Origin of the sequence: Pseudomonas sp. ES4 (assembly GCF_050586665.1) — a bacterium.
Classification (GTDB): Bacteria; Pseudomonadota; Gammaproteobacteria; order Pseudomonadales; family Pseudomonadaceae; genus Aquipseudomonas; species Aquipseudomonas frederiksbergensis.
This window is the reverse complement of record NZ_JBOBDO010000001.1, coordinates 316,771-341,004: the sequence shown is the minus strand read 5'-3', so window position 1 is coordinate 341,004 and position 24,234 is coordinate 316,771. Positions and strand designations below refer to the sequence as shown.

General features: G+C 59.2%; 26 protein-coding genes. 12 read left to right on the top strand and 14 right to left on the bottom strand.

Going from position 1 to position 24,234, the window contains the following annotated elements; genetic code table 11:
- Positions 1–45 precede the first annotated feature (45 nt).
- Positions 46–1,185 carry a transporter substrate-binding domain-containing protein gene (locus ACQ4OB_RS01490; protein ID WP_102616480.1) on the top strand — a complete coding sequence of 380 codons (1,140 nt, stop codon included), beginning with the start codon at positions 46–48 and terminating at the stop codon, positions 1,183–1,185.
- A 59-nt stretch (positions 1,186–1,244) separates the two neighbouring features.
- Here ACQ4OB_RS01490 and ACQ4OB_RS01485 read toward each other — a convergent pair whose 3' ends face one another.
- The 5 genes from ACQ4OB_RS01485 to norR form a co-directional block, all read right to left on the bottom strand.
- The gene (locus tag ACQ4OB_RS01485; RefSeq protein ID WP_074880038.1) at positions 1,245–1,994 is read right to left on the bottom strand and encodes a YkgJ family cysteine cluster protein; all 750 of its coding nucleotides are present in this window, start codon (positions 1,992–1,994) and stop codon (positions 1,245–1,247) included.
- An 84-nt stretch (positions 1,995–2,078) separates the two neighbouring features.
- The gene (locus tag ACQ4OB_RS01480) at positions 2,079–2,405 is read right to left on the bottom strand and encodes a hypothetical protein (protein WP_074880035.1); all 327 of its coding nucleotides are present in this window, start codon (positions 2,403–2,405) and stop codon (positions 2,079–2,081) included.
- A gap of 85 nt (positions 2,406–2,490) precedes the next feature.
- Entirely contained in the window at positions 2,491–2,949 is a 459-nt protein-coding gene (locus tag ACQ4OB_RS01475) for a GNAT family N-acetyltransferase (protein WP_430954998.1), read from the bottom strand.
- A 28-nt stretch (positions 2,950–2,977) separates the two neighbouring features.
- Complete coding sequence (locus ACQ4OB_RS01470) at positions 2,978–3,880, bottom strand: chemotaxis protein CheV (RefSeq protein ID WP_074880028.1); 903 nt, start codon at positions 3,878–3,880, stop codon at positions 2,978–2,980.
- Positions 3,881–4,151: 271 nt separating this feature from the next.
- On the bottom strand, positions 4,152–5,702 hold the full coding sequence (norR, locus tag ACQ4OB_RS01465; RefSeq protein WP_102616477.1) for a nitric oxide reductase transcriptional regulator NorR: 1,551 nt from the start codon (positions 5,700–5,702) through the stop codon (positions 4,152–4,154).
- 156 nt (positions 5,703–5,858) lie between these two features.
- Between norR and hmpA the strand changes: the two genes are divergently transcribed.
- Complete coding sequence (gene hmpA, locus ACQ4OB_RS01460) at positions 5,859–7,040, top strand: NO-inducible flavohemoprotein (RefSeq protein ID WP_111451334.1); 1,182 nt, start codon at positions 5,859–5,861, stop codon at positions 7,038–7,040.
- 122 nt (positions 7,041–7,162) lie between these two features.
- Here hmpA and ACQ4OB_RS01455 read toward each other — a convergent pair whose 3' ends face one another.
- The 5 genes from ACQ4OB_RS01455 to ACQ4OB_RS01435 all read right to left on the bottom strand — a co-directional run bounded on the left by ACQ4OB_RS01455 (position 7,163) and on the right by ACQ4OB_RS01435 (position 12,415).
- Entirely contained in the window at positions 7,163–7,819 is a 657-nt protein-coding gene (locus tag ACQ4OB_RS01455) for a helix-turn-helix transcriptional regulator (protein WP_076029848.1), read from the bottom strand.
- Positions 7,820–7,911: 92 nt separating this feature from the next.
- Complete coding sequence (locus ACQ4OB_RS01450; protein WP_430954997.1) at positions 7,912–9,039, bottom strand: NAD(P)/FAD-dependent oxidoreductase; 1,128 nt, start codon at positions 9,037–9,039, stop codon at positions 7,912–7,914.
- A gap of 48 nt (positions 9,040–9,087) precedes the next feature.
- Positions 9,088–10,035: an ornithine cyclodeaminase family protein gene (locus tag ACQ4OB_RS01445; protein ID WP_430954996.1), complete on the bottom strand. Its 948-nt coding sequence runs from the start codon at positions 10,033–10,035 to the stop codon at positions 9,088–9,090.
- A 137-nt stretch (positions 10,036–10,172) separates the two neighbouring features.
- Positions 10,173–11,660, bottom strand: coding sequence for an ATP-dependent RNA helicase RhlB (gene rhlB / locus ACQ4OB_RS01440; protein WP_430954995.1), 1,488 nt, complete (start codon positions 11,658–11,660; stop codon positions 10,173–10,175).
- Between the two features lie 98 nt (positions 11,661–11,758).
- A complete protein-coding gene (locus tag ACQ4OB_RS01435; RefSeq protein ID WP_074880008.1) occupies positions 11,759–12,415 on the bottom strand; it encodes an alpha/beta hydrolase in 657 nt (218 codons plus the stop codon).
- Between the two features lie 467 nt (positions 12,416–12,882).
- On the opposite strand from ACQ4OB_RS01435, the gene ACQ4OB_RS01430 reads away from it, so the two are divergent.
- The 4 genes from ACQ4OB_RS01430 (at position 12,883) to ACQ4OB_RS01415 (ending at position 17,041) form a co-directional block, all read left to right on the top strand.
- On the top strand, positions 12,883–13,911 hold the full coding sequence (locus ACQ4OB_RS01430; RefSeq protein ID WP_074880005.1) for an amino acid ABC transporter substrate-binding protein: 1,029 nt from the start codon (positions 12,883–12,885) through the stop codon (positions 13,909–13,911).
- Between the two features lie 65 nt (positions 13,912–13,976).
- Positions 13,977–15,158 carry an amino acid ABC transporter permease gene (locus ACQ4OB_RS01425; RefSeq protein WP_430954994.1) on the top strand — a complete coding sequence of 394 codons (1,182 nt, stop codon included), beginning with the start codon at positions 13,977–13,979 and terminating at the stop codon, positions 15,156–15,158.
- A 10-nt stretch (positions 15,159–15,168) separates the two neighbouring features.
- Positions 15,169–16,266 carry an amino acid ABC transporter permease gene (locus tag ACQ4OB_RS01420; RefSeq protein WP_074879998.1) on the top strand — a complete coding sequence of 366 codons (1,098 nt, stop codon included), beginning with the start codon at positions 15,169–15,171 and terminating at the stop codon, positions 16,264–16,266.
- Between the two features lie 10 nt (positions 16,267–16,276).
- Positions 16,277–17,041, top strand: a complete 765-nt coding sequence (locus ACQ4OB_RS01415; RefSeq protein WP_074879996.1) for an amino acid ABC transporter ATP-binding protein — start codon at positions 16,277–16,279, stop codon at positions 17,039–17,041.
- A gap of 55 nt (positions 17,042–17,096) precedes the next feature.
- On the opposite strand, the gene ACQ4OB_RS01410 is transcribed toward ACQ4OB_RS01415, so the two are convergent.
- Positions 17,097–17,579 carry a type II toxin-antitoxin system MqsA family antitoxin gene (locus ACQ4OB_RS01410; protein WP_430954993.1) on the bottom strand — a complete coding sequence of 161 codons (483 nt, stop codon included), beginning with the start codon at positions 17,577–17,579 and terminating at the stop codon, positions 17,097–17,099.
- Positions 17,576–17,887, bottom strand: coding sequence for a type II toxin-antitoxin system MqsR family toxin (locus ACQ4OB_RS01405; RefSeq protein ID WP_074879991.1), 312 nt, complete (start codon positions 17,885–17,887; stop codon positions 17,576–17,578). Before ACQ4OB_RS01405 ends, ACQ4OB_RS01410 begins: the two co-directional genes overlap by 4 nt.
- 167 nt (positions 17,888–18,054) lie before the next feature.
- Between ACQ4OB_RS01405 and ACQ4OB_RS01400 the strand changes: the two genes are divergently transcribed.
- From ACQ4OB_RS01400 to ACQ4OB_RS01380, 5 genes are all read left to right on the top strand, one after another.
- Positions 18,055–18,714 carry a FadR/GntR family transcriptional regulator gene (locus ACQ4OB_RS01400; protein WP_430954992.1) on the top strand — a complete coding sequence of 220 codons (660 nt, stop codon included), beginning with the start codon at positions 18,055–18,057 and terminating at the stop codon, positions 18,712–18,714.
- Entirely contained in the window at positions 18,704–20,020 is a 1,317-nt protein-coding gene (locus ACQ4OB_RS01395) for a CynX/NimT family MFS transporter (protein WP_430954991.1), read from the top strand. Before ACQ4OB_RS01400 ends, ACQ4OB_RS01395 begins: the two co-directional genes overlap by 11 nt.
- A 115-nt stretch (positions 20,021–20,135) precedes the next feature.
- Positions 20,136–20,606 carry a nuclear transport factor 2 family protein gene (locus tag ACQ4OB_RS01390; protein ID WP_430954990.1) on the top strand — a complete coding sequence of 157 codons (471 nt, stop codon included), beginning with the start codon at positions 20,136–20,138 and terminating at the stop codon, positions 20,604–20,606.
- Positions 20,607–20,646: 40 nt separating this feature from the next.
- On the top strand, positions 20,647–20,967 hold the full coding sequence (locus ACQ4OB_RS01385; protein ID WP_430954989.1) for a GIY-YIG nuclease family protein: 321 nt from the start codon (positions 20,647–20,649) through the stop codon (positions 20,965–20,967).
- A gap of 88 nt (positions 20,968–21,055) precedes the next feature.
- The gene (locus tag ACQ4OB_RS01380; RefSeq protein ID WP_102616469.1) at positions 21,056–21,991 is read left to right on the top strand and encodes a glutathione S-transferase family protein; all 936 of its coding nucleotides are present in this window, start codon (positions 21,056–21,058) and stop codon (positions 21,989–21,991) included.
- Between the two features lie 149 nt (positions 21,992–22,140).
- Here the strand turns inward: ACQ4OB_RS01380 and ACQ4OB_RS01375 are convergent, their stop codons facing one another.
- Both ACQ4OB_RS01375 and yejK read right to left on the bottom strand, forming a co-directional pair.
- Positions 22,141–22,491, bottom strand: coding sequence for a glutaredoxin family protein (locus ACQ4OB_RS01375; protein WP_074879974.1), 351 nt, complete (start codon positions 22,489–22,491; stop codon positions 22,141–22,143).
- The gene (yejK, locus tag ACQ4OB_RS01370; RefSeq protein ID WP_008147593.1) at positions 22,491–23,495 is read right to left on the bottom strand and encodes a nucleoid-associated protein YejK; all 1,005 of its coding nucleotides are present in this window, start codon (positions 23,493–23,495) and stop codon (positions 22,491–22,493) included. The genes ACQ4OB_RS01375 and yejK overlap by 1 nt, the downstream gene beginning before the upstream one ends.
- A gap of 395 nt (positions 23,496–23,890) precedes the next feature.
- On the opposite strand from yejK, the gene ACQ4OB_RS01365 reads away from it, so the two are divergent.
- Entirely contained in the window at positions 23,891–24,172 is a 282-nt protein-coding gene (locus ACQ4OB_RS01365; protein ID WP_007905514.1) for an HU family DNA-binding protein, read from the top strand.
- Positions 24,173–24,234: the final 62 nt, after the last annotated feature.

Below are 24,234 nucleotides of genomic sequence, written 5' to 3'. Positions count from 1 at the left end.
CGTCGAAGATTCATGCCCGTGAATTTTCGATGCAGGCCACCAAAAATGTCTCTGGTAAAAACCCTCTCTTTCCTGTCGCTGGTGGCCCTGACCACTGGCTGCATGTCGACTGTGCCCGATCCACAAATCCGTTTCGGTGTCGAAGCGCTGGTTCCGCCGTTCGAGAGCCGTAACGACAAGGGTGAGCTGGTCGGATTGAATATCGAGTTGGGCAACGCGCTGTGTGCCGAACTCAAATCCCGCTGTGTCTGGGTTGATCAGGATTACGCGACCAACCTTCATGCCCTTGAAGCCAACCGTTTCGACGTGATCATGCCGATGACCGCCACCCCTGCGCGTCGTGAGCAGGTTGATTTCACCGAAAACCTGTATCCCTTGAGTAACCGTCTGGTGGCTCGCGTGGGCTCGAATCTGCAGCCGGATGCGCAATCACTCAAGGGCAAGCGTATCGGCGTGCTTGCGGGCACAAGCCGCGAGGCTTTCGCCAAGGCTCGCTGGGCAGCGGCCGGGGTGACGGTGCGCAGTTTCAATTTCAACAACCAATTGGTCGACAGCCTGCTCGCGGGTGATATCGATGCCACCCTGCAAGACTCCGTTGAAATTACCCACGCGTTATTAAGCCTGCCCCAAGGGCAGGCTTTCCAGTTTGCCGGAGCCCCTGTCAGGGACCCGATGCTGGGCAGTGGCGTGGCCGTGGCCGTGCGAAAAACCGACACTCTGCTGCGCGATAACTTGAATGCGGCGTTGGAGCGTCTTAAGCAAAATGGCCAGTATCAGGCAATTACCCAGCGTTATTTGCCGCCCGCAGTGCCAGACTCACCACGCTACTTTGCGAATGAGGAAGGTCTGGCATTTTCCGATGCGGTGCAGGTCGGCGAGACCCTTTACCTTTCCGGGCTGCTCGGCCTCGGGGCTGATGGCGAATTGGTGAAGGGCGGCATCGGCCCGCAGACGACCCAGGTCATGGAGAACTTGCGAACCGCGCTGCAACGCAACGGTTCGTCCCTGGCTCAAGTGGCCAAATGCACGGTCATCCTTGCCGACATAAGGGACTTTTCCGCCATGAATGCTGTGTATCGCAGTTTCTTTGCGGCAGATCGTTTGCCCGCACGTACGACGTTTGCCGGCAAGTTGGTCGAGAACGCGCGGGTAGAAGTGGAATGTCTGGCAGTGACGGCCAGCTAATCTTCTTGGCGACGAATCACTGCGCAACGGTATTGCGCAGTGATTCCGAGACTGGCGCCTCAGGCCACCCGCAACGAAATAAACGCATAGTTCGCTGGCGTATCTGTTGCCACTTGCGCACCCGTCGCCTGCACTTGCCCGGCGATGTCTTCGCCCGATACATGAAACAACCAGTCAGCGCCTGACCCGACCAATGGCTGCGCCGCAACCTGATCGATGCCCCTCGCGAACGCCGTCATGTCCGGCAGGTAAGCGGTAAACCCATCACCCTTCAACGCTGTAGTCCGAATCCCCAGCAACGCGCAAATCGCTTCCTTGGTCCGAATGTCATCGCGATCGGCCTGACGGGAGCGCTGGATTAATCCAGCCAGTTCCTGATCGACCAATTCACTTCCCACAATCAGTTTCGGTCCCTTTTCCCACGACTCGGGCGGACATTCTTTCGCCGCAGTGTTCAGGGGAATATGCGGATTGATTTCCATCGGGTAGATGCGGCACACCAGCGGCCGGCGTTCATAGATGCGGCAGAGGTTGTCTTCGTCAAGATTCCGGCAAGGACCGACGTTGTAAGCGGCAAAAGTGATGGCTATGTACGCCTCGGAAACGCCGCTTCGAACCTTCACTGAGCGGCGTTCGGCATGTTCACGCTGCTGCTCTGGCAAGCCCAGGCCATTGCCCAGGAAACCTTCCACCAGCACGATCACTTGACCGCCATCGGCCGCCCACATCCGCGCTTCGGGCAGGGTCAGGGGCACGTGATGGTCGTTGCAGCATTTGCCACAGCCTACGCAGGAAAACGTCGTATTCATTGAACGGCCAGTTGCATTGAAGAACATGAAAACGGCGACAGAATGTCGCCGCAAAGGCCGCTATCGAAGCAAGTTATGCGCCAGTCACTGCGCCTTGGCGGTTGGGCGGATGGAGTCCCATTCGGTGACGTAGGCGGTTTTGCTTTTCTTGTTATAGAGACACAGTTCGGTGCCTTGCTGGCCTTTCATGTGTTTTTGCGGGTATTGGCCTTGCAACAGCAGTGCGGTGTAGCCAACCCGGTCATCGAACTGCGCGGCATTGCCCACGGGTTTGGCATTTTTCAAGCCGCTGGCCTTAATGCAACTGGCGAGTACGGTTTTGTCGTAGGCGGCCCAGGCGTCGGGGCTGGATGCGTGAGCCTGAAAGGCGAGAGCGGTGAGGCAGAGGAAGGTCAGGCTTGCGGCTTTCATGGGGCGGGCATCCTTGGGGTGTTTTGGCCAAGGTTGGAGTATGCCTGATGGTTTCAGGTTGAATGTGTCGGCCCCCTCGCCACAGTCAGGCCGGAACCGGTTCCCGGCGGACCACGCGCATCCCGGCACTTTCATACAGCCGCTGCGCCCGAAGGTTGTCTTCCAGCACCTTCAAGTCGACGAAACCCTCGCGCCGTTGCTGAAAAATGTTGAAAGCATGTAGCAGCAACGCGCGTCCCAAACCTTGGTCCTGAGCTCGTGGATGGACGACCAGGTTCTTGATGTAGGCGCTGGTCCAGCACTGGCACACCCCAACGATGCCTTCGGCATCCAGAGCGATGAAACACAGGCTCGGATCATATTCAGGATCGGTTTCAAAACGCTGTTGCCACACGTCCAGCGCCGGCACGCGACCGCCACCTTCCTGATAGCCCAATTCCATCAAACGATGAATGGCTTCAGCCAGATCGGGGCGGTATTCGCTGAGGACGATTCCCTCAGGCCAAGTGATTGCGGGCACAACCTCAGCGAGGTTACGCCGCATCAGAAAACAGAAGTCCTTGCTCAAAGCCTCAATGACCTTGTTCAGCGACCGCCTTGGCCGCTTCGATCAGGCACTTGGTCAGTTCTGGCGAGGAGAACTTGGTCAGCACTGCGTTCGCGCCGGCAAGACGGGCCTTTTCGCTGTTCATCGCGCTGTCCAAAGAGGTGTGCAGCAGCACATAGAGGTGCGAGAAGTCGGGGGTTTCGCGCAGGGTTCGGGTAAATGCGTAACCGTCCATCTCCGACATTTCGATGTCCGAGACGATCAGGTTGATTTGCTGGGCCGTGCCTTGCAGGTCCAGCAGGCAGTCGATGGCTTCCTTGGCACTGCGGGCGGTGTGGCATTGCAGGCCGAGGTTGCGCAGGGTGTGCACAGATTGTTGCAACGCCACCTGGCTGTCGTCGACCACCAGAATCCGCGCGTTGCCGAGTACTTCGGCATCTTCCATGCTCAGTTCGGTCGGCGCCGTTTCGATCTGCGCCGGGGCGATGCCATGGATCACTTTTTCGATGTCCAGTACCTGTACCAATGTGCCGTCGACCGAGGTCACGCCAGTGATGTATGAACGCACGCCGCCAGAGCCAAACGGCGGCGGGCGGATGTCGGTGGTCAGGCAGTGGACGATCTTGCTCACGGCTTGAACGTGCAAACCCTGCTTGGAGCGGCTGACATCGGTGACGATCAGGCAGCCACCGTTCGGATCTTCCAGCGGTCGTTCGCCGATGGCACGGCTGAGGTCGATCACTGATAACGACGCGCCGCGCAAGGTGGCGATGCCTTTGACGTGGGGATGCGCCTCCGGCAGCTTGGTCAGCGGCGGGCAGGGAATGATTTCGCTGACTTTCAGCAGGTTGATCGCCATCAGCTTGCCGCTGCGCAAGGTAAACAGCAGAAGCGAAAGTGAATCTGCGCGGGCTTTGTTTGAAGACATAAAAACCTTCTTTGGAAAAAGGTGATGGGCAGTCGCGAGGATCGCCAACAGCTATCGATGCCGGGTTATCGACTTGTTACGGGCAGGCTTTAGGGTTATTCCGTCGCCAGCCCGGTCAGTGCGATTCCTGTAGCAGCTGCCGAAGGCTGCGTCCGGCTGCGAAGCAGTCGTAAATCCAGTCCCCCCGGTGCATCAGATACAACACGGTGAATGGTTTGGCGAGGACTTCGTCCTCGAACGCAGCCTTCGGCAGCTGCTACACGGGATCGGGTTACTTCATACCCAGGCGTTTAGCCATCCTTCCAAGATTTGCCCGATCCAAGCCTAGCTCGCGCGCTGCGCTCGCCCAATTGTTATGGTGCCGTTCCAGGCAGGCGTTGATCAGTCGACGCTGATAATCCTCGGTCGCCGCCCGCAAGTCTCCCGAGACCAAAGCCGCAGGGCTGTCTGGGGCCGGCTCGGTTGCAAGCTCAACGCTGCCATTGGGCAAATCCAGATCCGCCGCGCTCAAACTCAGAATCTTCGGCCGCTCCTTGCAGTTACCCAACGCCTTCAAGGCACTGCGGCCAATCAAGTGTTCCAGCTCCCGCACATTGCCCGGCCATGTATAGGCCAGCAATGCCGCCTGCGCATCGCTGGTCAGGCGCAGGCTGTTGAGGCCCATGCGCGAGCGGTTTTGCTCCAGGAAGTAGCCGCTGAGCAGCAGCACATCCCGCCCACGGTCACGCAACGCTGGCACCAGCAGCGGATAAACGCTCAGGCGGTGATAGAAGTCGGCGCGGTAGCGGCCGCTACGCACTTCCTCGGCCAGGTCGCGGTTGGTCGCGGCGATCAGTCGTACGTCGACCAGATGCTCTTTATCCGACCCCAATCGCTGCAGCTGACCGCTTTGCAGGACGCGCAGCAATTTGGCCTGGACGGTCAGGGACAGCTCACCGACTTCATCGAGAAACAGTGTGCCGCCATTGGCCAGTTCGAACTTGCCGCGCCGATCGTTCATCGCGCCGGTAAAGGCGCCGCGGACGTGGCCGAACAATTCGCTCTCCACCAGTGTGTCCGGCAGCGCGGCGCAGTTGAGGCTGATGATCGGCTTGTCAGCCCGGGGCGATGCGGCGTGGATGGCTTGGGCGACCAGTTCCTTGCCGACTCCGGTTTCGCCGGTGATCAGCACGGTAAGGTCGCTGCCGCCCACCAGGTTGATTTCTTCCACCAACCGTTTGTGCGCCTTGCTCTGGCCAATCATCTCGCGGTTCTGCTGGCCGCTGGCCTGTCGGTAAACCTCGGCACGCTGATGTTCGTCTTCGACACGATTGGCCAGGCGTTCGATGCGCTCGGCGGCGTTGACGGTGGCGGCGGCGAGGCTGGCGAAAGCTTCCAGGGCGTCCAGTTCGATCGGTTCGAAGCGCTCCGGATCGAGGGCGTCGAGGGTCAGCAAACCCCAGGGACGCTCATCGATAAACAGCGGGCAACCCATGCAATCGTGGACTTCCAGATGTTCATCGAGGCCATCGACCAATCCGTCGTAAGGGTCGGGCAGGTCGCTGTCGGCGGCAAAACGGGTCGGGCCGTGGCTGCTGAGCAGCGCTTCGAAACGCGGGTGTTCGCTGACTTTGAAGCGTCGGCCGAGGGTGTCGGTGCTCAACCCGTCGACGGCCAGTGGCACCAGCCATTCGCCATCAAGGCGCAGCAGGGCAGCAGCGTCGCACGGTAGCAAGGCGCGCATGGCTTCGAGCAAGCGTCGATAGCGCTCGCCTTCAGGGAGTTCGCGGGACAGGTCAGCGACCAGTGGCAGCAGGGTGGTGAGCAAGGCTTTTGCAGTCATAGTGACTCCGTGTAGTCGGTATGACTATAAGTCAGGGTGTGTCGATATGACTATCAAGAATTTAACTTATTGATTTATAAGGTTTTAATTTCTGGCACGAAAACTGATAACTACAAGACAAACAGTTAGCAATCCAAGTAGTTCAGGAGTCGCCTTATGCTTAGCGTTCAAGACCGTGCAATCGTCAAATCCACTGTGCCCTTGCTGGAAAGCGGTGGCGAAGCATTGATCACGCATTTCTACCGCATGATGCTGTCCGAGTACCCGGAAGTTCGCCCGTTGTTCAACCAGGCTCATCAGGCCAGCGGTGATCAGCCGCGTGCCCTGGCCAACGGTGTCTTGATGTATGCGCGGCACATCGACCAGCTCGACCAGTTGGGCGACCTGGTGGCCAAGATCATCAACAAGCACGTGGCGCTGCAAATCCTTCCGGAACATTACCCGATTGTCGGTTCATGCCTGCTGCGAGCCATTTCTGAAGTGCTGGGTGAAGAGATTGCCACACCTGAAGTGATGGCTGCCTGGGGGGCTGCTTACGGTCAACTGGCCGACATCCTGATCGGCGCCGAAACCAGCATCTATGACCAGAAGGAACAGGCACCGGGCGGCTGGCGCGGGGCACGGGAATTCATCGTGGTGGCCAAGGTCGACGAAAGCGAGGAAATCACCTCGTTCTACTTTGAACCAGCCGACAAAGGCCCGATTCTGGCGGCAGAGCCAGGCCAGTACATCGGCATGAAACTGATCCTCGATGGCGAAGAAATTCGTCGTAACTACTCGCTGTCGGCCTTGACCAACAAGGGCCAGTACCGGATCAGCGTCAAACGTGAAACCGGTGGCCGCGCCTCCAACCACCTGCACGATCATTTGCAGGTAGGCTCCAGCATCCAGCTGTTCCCGCCAGCGGGCGAATTCACGCTGACCGACAGCGACAAACCGCTGGTGCTGATCAGCGGCGGCGTCGGCATCACTCCGACCCTGGCAATGCTGGAAGCGGCGCTGGCGACTGAACGGCCGGTGCATTTTATCCACTGCGCACGTAACGGTAGCGTTCACGCCTTCCGCGACTGGATCGATGGCTTGGCCGAGCGTCATCCGCAACTCAAACGCTTTTATTGCTACGACGAAGATGACGGCGTGAGCCCGGCGGCGGACAAGGTTGGGTTGTTGAGTCAGGAGCAACTGGGCGAGTGGTTGCCGCAGCAGCGCGATCTGGACGCGTACTTCCTCGGTCCTAAAGGCTTCATGGCGGCGGTCAAGCGCCACCTCAAAGCGCTGGGTGTGCCGGAGAAGCAAAGCCGTTACGAGTTCTTCGGGCCGGCGTCGGTTCTGGAGTAACCACTAAAGCGAGAAACCTGTGGCGAGGGAGCTTGCTCCCGCTGGGCCGGGAACCGGCCCCGCTCTACCTGAAAAGAAGGGACTGCTGCGCAGTCCAGCGGGAGCAAGCTCCCTCGCCACAATTAGCCCTTCAGTTCTTTCAAATGTTTGTACACCGTTGCCCGCCCCATGTTCAGCACATTCGCCACATAGTTGGAGGCGCTTTTGCCTTTGAAGGCGCCTTCGGCGTGCAGTGCCAGCACCAGTTCGCGCTTATGGTCACGGGTCAACAGGTTCAGGCTCAGCTGACGCTCGCGCAGCCAGGCGTGCAGGAACGTATTGATCCGCTCCTGCCAGTCATCGCGAAACAGCGAATCGGGCTGCGGAATCAACTTGCTTGGCGACAGGAACAGATCCAGCGCTGCCTTGGCATTCTCGAACAACGAAATATTCAGGTTTATGCACAGCACCGCCAGCGGACGACCTTCGCTGTCGCGCAGGACACTGCTCAGGCTGCGAATCTTCTGACCATCCCAATTGAGCTTTTCGTACGGCCCGATGTTTCGTTCGCTGATCTCCTCGCTGAGCATGTCCTCTAGCGACGAGTCATCACCGATTTCCCGTTTGGACAGGTTGTTGGCGATGTAATCGACCTTTTGGGTACGCAGGTCGTGCAGTACCACCTCGGCGTGAGGAAAGAACAACGTGGCGATGGCATCGGCGATCGCGCGGAAATTGTCCAGCGGCGAACTCTTCAATGCAGAGTCGTTACCGACTGGTTCTTGTTCTTGGGCGTTCATAAAGTGGAGCTCCGGACAGCATCGGCGCCCCGTCAAAAAAGGGCGCTGGAAGTTTGCCGCAATCGTGTCAGCACGTCACCTGCGTCCGAACGTCAGCCCAGTCGAGCGGGGGCGAGCATTTGGGTGTTCAGACCGAAACGAGTCAGTTGTTCGGGCAAGGCTTCACCGCGGACCAGTGCAGCGCTGGCCTGGCCCATGGCCGGCGAGGTCTGGATGCCATAACCGCCTTGTGCCGCTACCCAGAATAACCCCGGCACCTGCGGATCGAAACCGCACAGCAAATCACCGTCACTGACGAAACTGCGCAAGCCGGCCCAGGTGCGGGTCGGACGCCGGATGGTCAGGGTGGTGGCTTCTTCGATCTGGTAGATGCCCAACGCGATGTCCAGCTCTTCGGGCTGCACATCGTGCGGTTCCACCGGGTCGGCGTTGGCGGGCGAGCCGAGGAACATTCCGGCGTCGGGCTTCATGTAGAAGGATTCGTCGAGGCTGACCAGCATTGGCCAATCGTGGATGTCCACGCCCTCGGGGCCGGCGAAGATGAACGCGGCACGGCGCTTGGGTTGCAGGCCCAGTGGACTGGCACCAGCGAGCTCAGCGATTTTGTCGGCCCAGGCGCCTGCCGCGTTGATGATGATCGGGGCACTGTAGGTCTGACCGTTGGTTTGCACGTGCCACACACCTTCGGCGTCGCGGGTGAGACTCATGACTTCGCTGTCGGTATGAATTTCGCCCTTGTTGCGTCGGATACCGCGCAGGTAACCCTGGTGCAAGGCATCGGTGTCGATGTCGCTGGCGGTCGGGTCGTAAATCGCACCATGGACTTTTTCCCGGCGCAGGATCGGCAGGCGTACGCAGGCCTCGTCGGCGCTGAGCAACTGCATCTGCGGCACCGTGGCTTTGGCGCTCAGGTATTGATTATTCAGTTCGGCCGGGTCACCGGTGAAGTCCACGGTCATCTCGCCACGCGGGGTCAGCAGCGGGTGCTCGCAGAAACCGGCCGGCGGCGCGTCGAAGAAATCGCGACTGGCCTGAGTCAGCGCCCGAACCTGCGGGGTACCGTAGGCGGCGGTGAACAGTGCGGCGGAACGTCCGGTGGAGTGGTAAGCCGGATGGGATTCGCGTTCGAGCACAATCACCCGGGCGTGCTGCGACAACCAGAAACCGGTGGAAGCACCGGCAATCCCGCCGCCGATGATGATGAAATCTGCCTGGCTCATGAACGTCTCCTGATGGGGCGTAAATGCCGAATGTGTCGATTTGTGGTGTTAGTGCTGTAGGCGGTAGATGGCATTGGCCAGTGCGATGTCTTCCAGGCCCAGGCCAATGGAGCGGAAGAACACATGGCGGTCGTAGCCAGGGCGCTGGATTTTTTCGCTGAGCAGGTCGGGCAAGTCGCCGATGATCGCGTTTTTGTCCCAGCCATATTGTTCACCGGCAATCAGCATCTCGCCGGCCGAGCCCGGGGTGGTCAGGCGATAGTCGCAGAACACTTGCATGTCATTGAGGCTCTGCGGCGGCACCTCGTGGGCACGCGGTGCGTTGGTGCTGATGGAAGTGATCAGCGCCGGTTTGCTCAAGCTCGACGGGTCGATCACCGGGCCTGCGGACGAGGTGCAGAGCATGATCACGTCGGCGTCTTGAACTGCTGCTTCAAGACTGTCGAGGATGCTCAGGCGCGGATCGAGGCTTTTGAGCTGCGCCAATACCTCGGGATTTTTGTCGCTCAGGCTCGGCGAGTAGAGGCTGATGCTCTGCCAGTCGCGCAGGCCTTTGACGTAGTGCACGTGCGCCTGGGCGACCTTGCCGCTGCCGATAATCGCCAGGCGCTGCGCCTTCAGCGGGGCGAGGGCGTCGACCGCCACGGCGGTGGTTGCGGCGGTGCGTGCCGTGGTCAGTTCACCGGCATCGCAGAGCAACAGCGGCTGGCCGGTCTGCATCGACATCAACAGCGTCCAGGCGGTCACCAGCGGGCCTTGTTCACGCACGATGTACGGCGAGGTCTTGACCCCGTAAACGCCGTCTTCGGCCAGCACGCCCAGGTAGTTGATGAAGTCGCCAGCGCCCTGTGGAAACTCCACCAGCTGCTGCGCCGGTTGTACGGCTTGGCCGGCGGCCAGGTCGCGGAACAGCTTGCGCAGGATCTGCGGCACGTCGACCTGCGCCAGCAGCTCACGAGCTTGAGGTTGGGTGATCACGTAAGGCGTACTGGGCATGGTCGGCTCCGGGAGCTGAAAGTAAACTAATTTGTCTATTATGGACATTTAGTTGTCTCGAGCAAGCCTGTTGAAAAAACTGGACGAAAAAAAAGCGCAGTCCGTTTCCGGCTGCGCCTCTTTTAGTGCGACCCGCGTTACGGGCGCTTGCGCTCAACCGCTCGCAGCAGATGCGTCGGTGGCGTTTCGCAGCTGATCTTGCGACCCAGCAGCGCCTCGATGGACGGTAGCTGGTAGGAGTCATCTTCACCGGCAAAACTGATGGACACGCCATCGGCGCCGGCACGACCGGTACGGCCGATGCGGTGCACGTAGTCGTCCGGGACTTCCGGCAGGGTGAAGTTGATCACGTGGCTGATACCGTCGATGTGAATGCCGCGACCGGCCACATCGGTGGCGACCAGGACGCGGATCTTGCCTTCGCGGAAACCTTCCAGGGTCTTGATGCGCTTGTGCTGCGGCACGTCGCCGGACAGTTGCGCGGCGTTGACGCCATCGCGCACCAGGCGTTCTTCGATGCGCCGCACTTCATCCTTGCGGTTGGCGAACACCATCACCCGCTCCCAACCGTTGTCGTTGACCAGGTTGTAGAGCAGTTTGTATTTGTCGGCACCGGCGACCGCGTAGATGTGCTGCTCGACGTTTTCGCTGGCCACGTTCTGCGACTCGATCTCGACGATCGACGGCTCGGTGGTCCATTGCTTGGCCAGGTTCATCACGTCTTCGGTGAAGGTCGCGGAGAACAGCAGCGTCTGACGCTCGTTCTTCGGCGGAGTCTGGCGAATGATCTGACGCACTTGTGGGATGAAACCCATATCGAGCATCCGGTCGGCTTCGTCCAGGACCATGACTTCGACCATGTCCAGGTGCACGTCGCCGCGCTGGTTGAAGTCCAGCAGACGGCCCGGTGTGGCGACGAGGATGTCGCAGTGACGGGCTTCGAGGTGCTTGAGCTGCTTGTCGAAGTCCATGCCGCCGACGAACGTCATGACGTTGAGGCCGGTGTACTTGGTCAGGTCGGCCGCGTCCTTGGCGATCTGCACCACCAGTTCCCGGGTCGGCGCGATGATCAGCGCCCGCGGTTCGCCCATGTAACGCTCTTTCGGCGGTGGGGTTTGCAACAACTGGGTGATGATCGAAATCAGGAAGGCCGCGGTTTTGCCGGTGCCGGTCTGGGCGCGCCCGATGGCATCTTTGCCGGCCAGGGTGAAGCCGAGGACTTGTGCCTGGATCGGCGTGCAATACGGGAAGCCCAGGTCCTGGATGGCGTGCATCAATTCGGGGGCAAGTTTGAAATCGTGGAAACGGGTTTTGCCTTCCTGGGGTTCGACGGCGAAGTCTTCGAGTTTCCAGGGGATAACCGGTGCTTTGGGCTTGGGTTCGCGACGCGGTCGGGCAGGTTTCGCAGCTTCGCTGCCCGGTTCTTCAGAGGCCTGGGCCTCAACGGGTTGGACGGCCGGTGTGGTGATCGGCTCGTGCTTCGGTACCGCTACGGTGGCGGTCCGGCCAGACTGACTACCGTCGGTGCGGTGGCTGGGGTGGTGAGACGGAGCGCTGGAGACTGGCGCGAGCTGCTCAGTCTCGCTTTTACCGAACATTTTCTTGAGTGCTTTGAGCACGGTCATCTCATCGATTGGTTAAGGAACATACGCCGGCCAGTGTAATGCAAGAATCGGGCGCGGCGTAGGGGGATGGATCAATGGGTTGCTTTTCACATAAACAGTTAACGCAAGCGCTCGGCGAGCCAGACACTAATGTCGCGAATTTCCTCGGGTAACACTTCATGACCCATTGGGTATTCCTGCCATGTCACGGTGACACCATGCTGCTTTAGATACTCATAAGCGGTGCGGCCCATGGAGTTTTGAACGACGTCATCGTACTGGCCGTGCAAAGACAGCACGGGAATGCGCTGCTGGCTGGCGGAAAGCTCCAGTTCATCGCTGAAGGTCGGCGCATAAGTCGAGAGGGCAAGTACGCCACCCAGCGGTCCCTGCCATTTCAGGAAAGCGGTGTGCAGCACCACCGCGCCACCCTGGGAAAAACCTGCCAGAAAGATTCGCGAGGCGTCTATTCCGCTGGCGCGCTGCTCCTCGATCAAATCAAAGACTCTTTGCGCGGACGCTTCCAGCTGCTCGCGGTTGATCGCGCGCGCCGGGCTCATGGCCAATATGTCGTACCAGCTCGGCATCTCGTAGCCACCATTGATGGTCACGGCGCGGGTCGGTGCCTGGGGGAGAACGAAGCGGGTGGTCAGCAGGGTTTCCTGTAACGCCTCGGCCACCGGCAGGAAGTCGTAGCGATCGGCGCCCAGGCCGTGCAGCCAGATAACGCAGGCGTCTGCGGGCTTGACGGGCTGAAGAATCAAGGGCTCGGTCATGGTTGCTCCAATATTGTGCAGGCGCGCTCATTGAGTGCGAGGTCTGAGGGCGTGCCTGGTTGATCAGTTAAGAAGATGTCGCAAGGCTACAAGTTTTGCTATTGACCTGTCGCGTAATCGCTTCAGCGAGCGGTCTGGTACGGGCTTTGCTATGGGGAAACGGTGCAACCCATCTCGCGCCTTGCGGTAACACTATCAGTGTACTGCTGGCGGTGGGATAGCAAAGAATCCGGTGATGGATGTTCGCCAGTGGCCGCTACGGGCTTCGCGAACGTGAAAGGGCTACAGCCCGTTCGGCCGATTGGTGAGAAGTGAGTTGTCCATGATGTGGATTTTCTCCTACTAGACTCATAGCGCAGGTCTTACGTCGGTTGACCCCAAAAAAAGCCAACACGGGTCAACAACGCCTCATAAGGGTGCGACTGGACTCAAGCTCCGACACAACAAGAGCAAAACTGGAGGTTTGAATGAAGATGTTGAAATCCACCCTGGCTATCGTGACTGCAGCCGCAGTACTCGGTGTCAGTGGGTTCGCTCAGGCGGGTGCAACCCTGGATGCAGTGCAGAAGAAAGGTTTCGTACAGTGCGGCGTAAGTGATGGTCTGCCGGGCTTCTCGGTTCCAGACTCGACTGGCAAGATCATCGGCATCGATGCCGACGTCTGCCGCGCTGTGGCCGCTGCCGTATTCGGCGACGCGACCAAGGTCAAATTCAGCCAGTTGAACGCCAAAGAGCGCTTCACCGCGCTGCAGTCCGGCGAAATCGACGTGCTGTCGCGTAACACCACCTGGACCAGCTCCCGCGATTCGGGCATGGGCCTGGTGTTTGCCGGCGTGACGTACTACGACGGCATCGGCTTCCTGGTGAACAACAAGCTGGGCGTGAAGAGCGCTAAAGAGCTCGACGGCGCCACCATCTGCATTCAAGCCGGTACCACGACCGAGCTGAACGTTTCCGACTACTTCCGCGGTAACGGTCTGAAATACACCCCGATCACCTTCGACACCTCCGATGAAAGCGCCAAGTCGCTGGAATCCGGTCGTTGCGACGTGCTGACCTCCGACAAATCCCAGCTCTACGCACAACGCAGCAAGCTGGCGACCCCGACCGACTACGTCGTTCTGCCGGAAACCATCTCCAAGGAGCCTCTGGGCCCGGTCGTGCGTAAAGGCGACGAAGAATGGTTCAGCATCGTCAAGTGGACCCTGTTCGCGATGCTCAACGCTGAAGAAATGGGCATCACCCAGAAAAACGTTGAAGCTGAAGCCAAAGCCACCAAGAACCCGGACGTTGCTCGTCTGCTGGGCGCTGACGGTGAATACGGCAAAGACCTGAAAGTGAAGAAAGACTGGGTCGTGCAGATCGTCAAGCAAGTGGGTAACTACGGTGAAGTGTTCGAGAAAAACCTCGGCAAGAGCACTCCACTGGCCATCGACCGCGGGCTGAACGCTCTGTGGAACAACGGCGGCATTCAATACGCACCACCAGTGCGCTGATGGTTCTATCACCCGGTGGGCCAACCACCGGGTGATGTTCTGTTCCATTCTTTGCGGGGCACTTCATGCAAAATTCAATCGGCGCACCAAAGCAGAGGCTCAGCCTCAGCGATCCAAAAGTGCGTGCGTGGCTATTTCAGATCATCACCATCGTGGCGGTGGTCTCGATGGGCTGGTATCTGTTCGACAACACACAGACCAACCTTGAGCACCGGGGCATTACCTCCGGTTTCAGCTTTCTGGAGCGCAGTGCCGGTTTCGGCATCGCTCAACACCTGATCGACTACACCGAATCGGACAGCTATGCCCGGGTGTTTGTCATCGGCCTGCTCAACACGCTGCTGGTGACCTTCATCGGCGTGATCCTGGCGACGATCCTCGGGTTCATCGTTGGTGTGTCACGGCTGTCGAAGAACTGGATCATTGCCAAGCTGGCGACGGTGTATGTAGAGGTTTTCCGTAACATTCCGCCGCTGCTGCAAATCCTGTTCTGGTACTTCGCGGTGTTCCTGACCATGCCGGGGCCACGCAACAGCCATAACTTCGGCGACACCTTCTTTGTCAGCAGTCGTGGCCTGAACATGCCGGCCGCGTTGGCTGCGGATGGTTTCTGGCCGTTTGTGGTCAGCATCGTCGTGGCCATTGTCGCCATCGTGGTGATGAGCCGCTGGGCGACCAAACGCTTCGAAGCGACCGGCGTACCGTTCCACAAGTTCTGGGTTGGGCTGGCACTGTTCCTGGTGATCCCTGCGCTGTGCGCATTGATCTTCGGCGCGCCAGTGCACTGGGAAATGCCGAAGCTGCAAGGCTTCAACTTCGTCGGTGGCTGGGTGCTGATCCCGGAACTGCTGGCGCTGACCCTGGCCCTGACCGTATACACCGCGGCGTTTATCGCCGAGATCGTGCGTTCGGGCATCAAGTCGGTCAGCCACGGCCAGACGGAAGCGGCGCACTCGTTGGGGTTGCGCAACGGTCCGACCCTGCGCAAGGTGATCATCCCGCAAGCCCTGCGCGTGATCATCCCACCGCTGACCAGCCAATACCTGAACCTGGCGAAGAACTCCTCGCTGGCGGCCGGTATCGGTTACCCGGAAATGGTCTCGTTGTTTGCCGGTACGGTGCTGAACCAGACCGGGCAGGCGATCGAGGTGATTGCCATCACCATGAGCGTATACCTGGCGATCAGTATCAGCATTTCCCTGCTGATGAACTGGTACAACAAGCGCATTGCGCTGATCGAGCGGTAAGGAAAAGCGCATGACGACTCATACTTTCAAACCTGACATGCCGCCCCCGAACCGCAGCATCGGTGTCGTGGCGTGGATGCGCGCCAACATGTTCTCCAGCTGGCTCAACACCCTGCTGACCCTGTTCGCGTTCTACCTGATCTACCTGGTGGTGCCGCCGATCCTGAGCTGGGCGATCCTCGATGCCAACTGGGTCGGCACCAGCCAGGCCGACTGCACCAAGGAGGGCGCCTGCTGGGTGTTCATCCAACAGCGCTTCGGCCAGTTCATGTACGGCTACTACCCGGTGGACTTGCGCTGGCGCGTTGACCTGACCGTATGGTTGGCGGTCATCGGCGTGGCACCGTTGTTCATCTCGCGTTTTCACCATAAAGCGGTGTACGGGCTGAGCTTCCTGGTGGTGTATCCGATTGTTGCCTGGTGCCTGCTGCACGGCGGCGTCTTCGGCCTGACCCAGGTGGCGACCAGCCAGTGGGGCGGCTTGATGCTGACCCTGGTGATCGCCACTGTCGGTATTGCCGGTGCATTGCCGCTGGGTATCGTCCTGGCGCTGGGCCGTCGTTCGAACATGCCAGCGATTCGTGTGGTCTGCGTGACCTTCATCGAATTCTGGCGCGGCGTGCCGTTGATCACGGTGCTGTTCATGTCCTCGGTGATGTTGCCGTTGTTCCTGCCTGAAGGCATGAACTTCGACAAACTGTTGCGGGCACTGATCGGTGTGATCCTGTTCCAGTCGGCCTACGTTGCCGAAGTGGTGCGTGGCGGTCTGCAAGCGATTCCCAAAGGTCAGTACGAAGCGGCTGCAGCGATGGGCCTCGGCTACTGGCGCAGCATGGGCCTGGTGATTCTGCCGCAAGCCCTGAAGCTGGTGATCCCCGGCATCGTCAACACCTTCATTGCGCTGTTCAAGGACACGAGCCTGGTGATCATCATCGGCCTGTTCGACTTGCTCAACAGCGTCAAACAAGCCGCCGCCGACCCGAAATGGTTGGGCATGGCCACCGAAGGCTATGTGTTCGCGGCCCTGGTGTTCTGGATTTTCTGTTTTGGTATGTCGCGCTATTCCATGCATCTGGAACGCAAGCTCGACACTGGCCACAAGCGTTAGGAGTTCTGAAATGAGCGAAGCAATCAAAAAGCCTGTGAGCCCTGAAGGCATTATTCAGATGCAGGGCGTGAACAAATGGTACGGCCAGTTCCACGTGTTGAAAGACATCAACCTGAACGTTAAACAGGGCGAGCGTATCGTCCTGTGTGGCCCGTCGGGTTCCGGCAAGTCCACCACCATTCGTTGCCTCAACCGTCTGGAAGAACACCAGCAGGGCCGCATCGTGGTCGACGGCGTGGAGCTGACCAACGACCTCAAGCAGATCGAATCGGTGCGCCGTGAAGTCGGCATGGTGTTCCAGCACTTCAACCTGTTCCCGCACCTGACCATCCTGCAGAACTGCACGCTGGCGCCGATGTGGGTACGCAAGATGCCCAAGCGCAAGGCCGAGGAAATCGCCATGCATTATCTGGAACGCGTACGCATTCCGGAGCAGGCGCATAAATTCCCGGGGCAACTGTCCGGCGGTCAGCAACAGCGTGTGGCGATTGCCCGTGCCTTGTGCATGAAGCCGAAAATCATGCTGTTCGACGAACCGACTTCGGCACTCGATCCAGAGATGGTGAAAGAGGTTCTGGACACCATGATCGGCCTGGCCGAAGACGGCATGACCATGCTCTGCGTGACCCACGAAATGGGCTTCGCCCGCACCGTGGCCAACCGCGTGATCTTCATGGACAAGGGTGAAATCGTCGAGCAGGCTGCGCCGAACGACTTCTTCGATAACCCGCAGAATGATCGGACCAAGCTGTTCTTGAGCCAGATTTTGCATTGATGCCAGCTGACTCGTAGAAACAAACCCGGCCTCGCGCCGGGTTTGTTTTTTGCGCTCAGGAAACAGTGAGGGTTTCGTGCTCTTTGTGCGCTGTATGCTTGAAACCCCTCAAATCCGCCCCTTCACCCAGTGATTTCACATCGGCGAGCAAATGCGGATAGCGGTCAAGCAGGCGCATCAGCAGCACCAATGTTTTCGGAGGAAGTATTTCGCCGCGCTCGTAACGGGAAAACGCGTTGTGTCCGCCACCGGACAGTAGTTGCACAGTTTCTTTTTGCGTCAGATGCAGTTTGCGACGGATTCGCTTCATCTCGTCGCCGATCATCTGCCTTGCTGCGATAACCAGTTCGTCGCCCGCATCTGAATGACGCTCTGAACAACTGTCGTCTAACTCGACCTCGCCACATATCTGGCATTCCCAGCCAGATAAATCATTTACGCGGCGCTCCATACCTTTGACGCTCATGGTTTCGCCGCGACCCTCGAAATGTCGCATTCCTTCCTGGGCTCCACAGCTAAAACACTGCCGGGTTTTCATTGGGATTTCTCCTTGAAGGAGATTACGGGTGGACCACCGCCGGGGCGATACGTCACCTTGATATAAATCTCCAGACCGTATGAGTTGATGTGATAAACGTCTTGCCAGACGCGATGATCGTCATAGGTGGTCATCGACTTGTACAGCATCTTTCCCTGGAGCTCGAAAATGACCTCCTGCATCTCCACGAGGTTTAAGCCAAGAACCCTGCCGCCGTTTTTAGCACTGCTGGTGAATGCTTTGCCTCCAAGTCGCCTGACATCCGCTTTGATCACCGCCAAGTCGTAATGGGGTGTGTTCTTTTCCATAAGAAGCCGCTAACCCTGTCCCTAAAATTACCCTTAAAGGGTAATTTTGACTAATCGAAAATCCCGCTCTTTCTCCTGCCCTTTGAACGTAGGCGGTTGCCGTCCTACATAAAGCTGACTAACATGTCAGAAAATTCATCCTATGATTGGATGAAAGGGCGAATCCTATGTCAGAAATTTCTCCATTAATTAAGCGATCCCTGGTCGATCAGGCTCTGGATCAGTTACGTCTGCGCATCACCGAAGGCGTGTGGAGGGTCGGCCAGCGATTACCCACAGAACCCGAGCTGTCCGCCGAGCTGGGGATCAGCCGCAACACCGTGCGGGAAGCCATGCGCGTACTGGCGTTTTCCGGATTGATCGAAATCCGTCAGGGCGACGGCAGCTATCTGCGGGCAGTGGTCGATCCGCTCGACACCATGAAGGCGTTGTCCCGTTGCTCCCACGAGCAAGCCCGGGAGACTCGGCACATTCTGGAAGTCGAGGCCATCGGCCTGGCCGCGTTGCGTCGTACCGACGAAGATCTGGTGGCATTGCGCGAGGCGTTGGGCGTCAGTGGCAGCCATTACCACGGCGATCTCGACACGTATATCGCTTGCGATCTGGTGTTCCACCGCCGCTTGGTTGACGCCGCACACAACCCGACCCTCAGCGAGCTGTATCGCTATTTTTCCAGTGTCATCGGTGCGCAATTGCGCGAGACCCTGAACATTTTCCCCCGACGCCAAGAAGTGTTCGACCTCCATATCGAACTGCTTGATGCCGTCGAGCAACGCGACCCGGAACGGGCCAAAGCCCTGTCGAGGCAGTTGATCAATGAACCTTGAAACCGAGAACCCCATGTCCAGCCAGCAGGTCAACCAAAGCAGCCTCCCCCAAGCCAAGCGGACGGCGGAGCTTGAAGCGCTGCTGATCGACGCCGAGGCGGATGATGAACAGGTCCAGCAAAACCCGCCGATCCTGCGGCGGCCGTGGCTGCTGTTGCTGGGGCTGATTCTGGTGGCGCTGAACCTGCGTCCGGCGCTGTCGAGCATGGCGCCGATGCTCAGCGAGGTGTCGAAGACCCTCGGTTTGTCGGCCGCCCACGCCGGTTTGCTGACGACGTTGCCGGTGTTGTGCCTCGGCTTGTTTGCACCGCTGGCGCCCGTGCTGGCTCGACGTTTCGGCGCTGAGCGAGTGGTGCTGGGCATTCTCTTGATGCTGGCCGGCGGGATCATCCTGCGCAGTTCTTTCGGCGAGATCGGCCTGTTTGTCGGCAGCGTGCTGGCCGGCGCGAGCATCGGCGTGATCGGCGTATTGCTGCCCGGCATCGTCAAACGTGACTTCGCGAAACACGCGGGCACCATGACCGGCGTCTACACCATGGCCTTGTGCCTGGGGGCGGCGATGGCCGCGGGCGCGACCGTGCCGTTGAGCGAGCATTTCGACAAGAGTTGGGCCTTGGGCCTCGGCTTCTGGGTGGTTCCGGCATTGGTCGCGGCGATTTTCTGGTTGCCACAAGTCGGGCAGAAACACGGCGCGCACAACGTCGCGTATCGGGTTCGCGGTCTGTTGCGTGATCCTCTGGCCTGGCAAGTGACGTTCTACATGGGCCTGCAATCCTCTTTGGCCTACATCGTGTTCGGCTGGTTGCCGTCGATCCTGATCGGCCGCGGCCTGACGCCGACCCAGGCGGGTCTGGTGCTGTCAGGTTCGGTCATCGTTCAGTTGGCGAGTTCACTGGCGGCGCCATGGCTGGCGACGCGTGGCAAGGACCAGCGTTTGGCGATCATCATCGTCATGCTGCTGACCCTTGGCGGCTTGTTCGGTTGTCTTTACGCACCGATCGAAGGCTTGTGGGGCTGGGCGATCCTGCTGGGTCTGGGGCAGGGCGGTGCGTTCAGTCTGGCGTTGACCCTGATCGTGCTGCGTTCGCGGGACTCCCATGTCGCGGCGAACCTGTCGAGCATGGCCCAGGGCTTCGGCTACACCCTGGCGTCCATGGGCCCGTTCGCGGTCGGCATCGTGCATGACTGGACCGGCGGCTGGAGTGCTGTGGGATGGATCTTCGGCGTCATCGGCCTCGGCGCGATCATCGCCGGCCTCGGTGCCGGGCGTTCGTTGTACGTTCAGGTTCAAAGCGAGAAAGTCTGACGTTCTGCGCACTGTCGGTATTCGGCCCGCGAATGCCGATAGTGTTCCGCGCATTTGTTGACTATCGTTGCAGGCTATCTTTCGAAGCTACTTTGCAATTCCAGAGAGCCTGTCCATGAGTGATACCCACAACGCCTTGATCGCCCGGTTCTACCAAGCCTTCCAGCGACTCGATGCCGAAGCCATGAGCGCCTGTTACACCGACGACGTGGTGTTCAGTGATCCGGCGTTCGGCGAATTGCACGGCCGCGATGCAGGCGACATGTGGCGGATGCTCACCACTCGGGCCAAGGACTTTTCCCTGACGTTCGATCACGTACGCAGCGATGAGCGCACGGGCGGCGCCCATTGGGTGGCAACGTACCTGTTCAGCCAGACCGGCAACACCGTGGTCAATGACATTCAGGCACGCTTCGTTTTTCGCGACGGCAAGATTTGCGAACATCACGACAGCTTCGATCTGTGGGCCTGGTCCCGACAGGCGCTGGGTTTCAAAGGGCTATTGTTGGGCTGGACGCCAGTGGTGAGAAACGCCGTGCGCGCTCAAGCCTTGAAGGGGCTGAAGGCATTCCAGGCCAGTCGCTGATAAGATCGCGGCTTGTTTCCTTTCAAGCCTTGATCGTCACGTGAACACCCTCAGCGAATCTTCCGTCCCCGCCGCCGAACCCTCGCTGCCTGTCAGCAAGCCCTGGTTCGTCTACCTCGTTCGCGCGGCCAATGGTTCGCTCTACTGCGGGATCAGCGACGATCCCGCGCGCCGCTTCGCCACTCACCAGAGTGGCAAGGGCGCGCGCTTCTTTCTCTCCAGCCCTGCCGTGGCATTGGTTTACACCGAAGCCTGCCGCGACAAAAGCGAAGCGCTGCGTCAGGAACGACTGATCAAAAAACTCAAGAAAAGCGCCAAGGAATGTTTGGTCGCGAGTGCTGCTGCGGGCTTATCAATCTGACTGATAAGCGCCCATCAGGCAGATGGGTAGGCCGCGTGCGGATTGCGCGCTAAGCTGCGGTTTCCTTATCCGAGCGACGGAACCGAGCATGTCCGAGTTGATTCTGCATCATTACCCGACGTCCCCTTTCGCCGAAAAGGCTCGCTTGTTGCTGGGCTTCAAGGGACTGTCATGGCGTTCGGTGAACATCTCGCCAGTGATGCCGAAACCCGATCTGACGGCGCTGACCGGCGGCTACCGCAAGACGCCGGTGTTGCAGATTGGCGCTGATGTTTATTGCGACACGGCGCTAATGGCACGTTGTCTGGAGCAGGAAAAAGCCTTGCCGGCGTTCTTTCCGGAAGGTCAGGAAATGATCACCGCGACCTTCGCCGCGTGGGCCGATTCGGTGGTGTTCCAGCATGCGGTCAGCCTGGTGTTCCAGCCGGCGTCGGTGGCGGTGCGCTTCGGTAAATTGTCACCTGAAGCGATCAAGGCCTTCCTGGCCGATCGCGCATGCCTGTTCAGCGGTGGCAGCGCCACACGGTTGTCGGCTGAACAGGCCCGGCATCAGTGGCCGACCATCATGGCGCGTCTGGAGCAACAGCTTCAGCGCGAACAGGGCGACTTCCTGTTCGGCGAGCCGTCGATTGCCGACTTCGCCCTGGCCCATCCGTTGTGGTTCCTTAAGGCCACGCCCGTCACGTCACCGTTGGTCGATGCTTATCCAGCGGTTTCGGCATGGCTGGGGCGCGTGTTGGGCTTCGGTCATGGCGCGTTCAGCGAGATGACTTCCGAGGAGGCGCTTGAAGTCGCGCGCAACACCACGCCGGCTGCATTGCCGGATGAGCAGTTCGATGAGCCGAACGGGTTCGAAGTAGGCCAGCAAGTGGTGATCGCTGCGACCGATTACGGCGTTGATCCGGTGGCGGGAGAGTTGCTGTTTGCGGGTAGCGAAGAATTGATTCTGCGTCGCGAAGACGAGCGGGCGGGTGTGGTGCATGTGCACTTTCCGCGGTTCGGGTTTCGTATCGAAGCGCAATAACCTGGCATCACGATGATTGTGCTGGCTCTAACCTGTGGCGAGGGAGCTTGCTCCCGCTGGACTGCGTAGCAGGCCTAACTGTTTTGTGAGCGCTGCGCACTCAAGCGGGAGCAAGCTCCCTCGCCACAGAGATTGAGTGAGCCAATAGGTTACTTCAGGGCGGCGAGAATGGCGTCCGGGTCATACCCGCGAAGCAACGTCCCGTTCACCGCGATGATCGGAATTCCGCCGCCACCCAGCGCTTCGTAGGCTTTGCGCGCCTCGGCATCCTTTTCGATATCGAACTCCTTGTAGGGGATTCCCTTCTGATCGAGAAAGCGCCGGGTCAGTTTGCAGTAACCGCACCATTCGGTGGCATAGAGCACGACGTTGGCCTTGGCCTGAGTCTGCTCGGACACCCCTTGCGCCGGATGCAACACCCGCTCGATCTTGCCCCAGTTCTGGTAGACCACGACCACCAGCAGGATCAGCAGGAATTTCTTCAGTACGCTGCCGAGCATCAGTTACGTCGCTTGAGCTGATCGGTGAGCTGGGTCGGCAGACCTTTGATGATCAGAGTGCCGGCTTCTTCGTCGTATTCGATCTTCGAGCCCAGCAGGTGCGCTTCGAAGCTGATGGACAAGCCTTCGGCGCGACCGGTGAAGCGGCGGAACTGGTTGAGGGTACGTTTATCGGCCGGGATCTCCGGCGACAAACCGTAGTCCTTGTTGCGGATGTGATCGTAAAAGGCTTTCGGGCGCTCTTCGTCGATCAGCTCCGAGAGTTCTTCCAGGCCCATGGGTTCACCCAGTTTTGCCTGGCTGCTGGCGTAATCCACCAGGGTCTTGGTCTTCTCGCGGGCGGATTCTTCTGGCAGGTCTTCGCTTTCGACGAAGTCACTGAAAGCCTTGAGCAGGGTGCGGGTTTCGCCGGGACCGTCGACGCCTTCCTGACAGCCAATGAAGTCGCGGAAATACTCCGACACCTTTTTGCCGTTCTTGCCTTTGATGAACGAAATGTACTGCTTGGACTGCTTGTTGTTCTGCCACTCGGAGACGTTGATCCGCGCCGCCAGGTGCAGTTGGCCCAGGTCCAGGTGCCGGGACGGGGTCACGTCCAGCTGATCGGTCACTGCAACGCCTTCACTGTGGTGTAGCAGGGCGATCGCCAGGTAGTCGGTCATGCCTTGCTGATAATGCGCAAACAGCACGTGGCCGCCCACTGAGAGGTTCGATTCCTCCATCAGCTTTTGCAGATGTTCCACCGCCACCCGGCTGAACGCTGTGAAATCCTTGCCGCCATCGAGGTATTCCTTCAGCCAGCCGCTGAACGGATGCGCCCCGGACTCGGCGTGGAAGAAACCCCAGGCCTTGCCTTGTTTGGCGTTGTAGCTCTCGTTGAGGTCGGCAAGCATGTACTCGATGGCGCTCGACTCGGCCAGTTCGGAATCGCGAGCGTGGAGAACTGCGGGCGTGCCGTCGGGTTTTTTGTCGATCAGGTGGACGATGCAATGGCGGATCGGCATGGGCTTCTCGGCTGATGGAAGAGAGGAGGGCGTGCTCCCCCAAAAAGTGCCAAGTGTACCGCAACCACTGGTTTTGGCGCGGCACGAAGGGCAATTCGCAGGTGTCCGATGGCCCTTATGCAGTTTTTTGCCGATTTAGAGCAATAAAGCTGACCAAATGGGTAGCTAGAGGCGGATATTTCCCCGTCTCTGTGCTAGTTTTGCCCGGTCTTACGCGAAGTCACTGCGTTAAGCGTGCATTCAGCATTTGTCAGGTCGAACCAAACCCTGATTTCGGTATCTATAACCCCGACTCGTCGCGGTTGTGGCCGAGGGTGCCAGATCCAGAAGATCGGGCTCGATGGCTGACACTGCACTCTGCAATCCATATGAATTTGATAGGGAAGGAACACTACATGGCTCTTACTAAAGACCAACTGATCGCCGACATCGCTGAAGCTATCGACGCGCCAAAAACCACCGCGCGTAACGCTCTGGACCAACTGGGCCAAATCGTTGCCGATCAGCTGGAAAACGGCGGCGAAATCACTCTGCCAGGTATCGGCAAACTGAAAGTGACTGAGCGTCCTGCCCGTACCGGCCGTAACCCTTCGACTGGCGCTGCCATCGAAATCGCTGCCAAGAAAGTTATCAAGCTGGTTGTGGCCAAAGGCCTGACCGACGCTGTTAACAAGTAAGACGCAGTAAAAAAAAGCCGTGCACCGGAGTGATCCGGGCACGGCTTTTTTGTGTCTGCGAT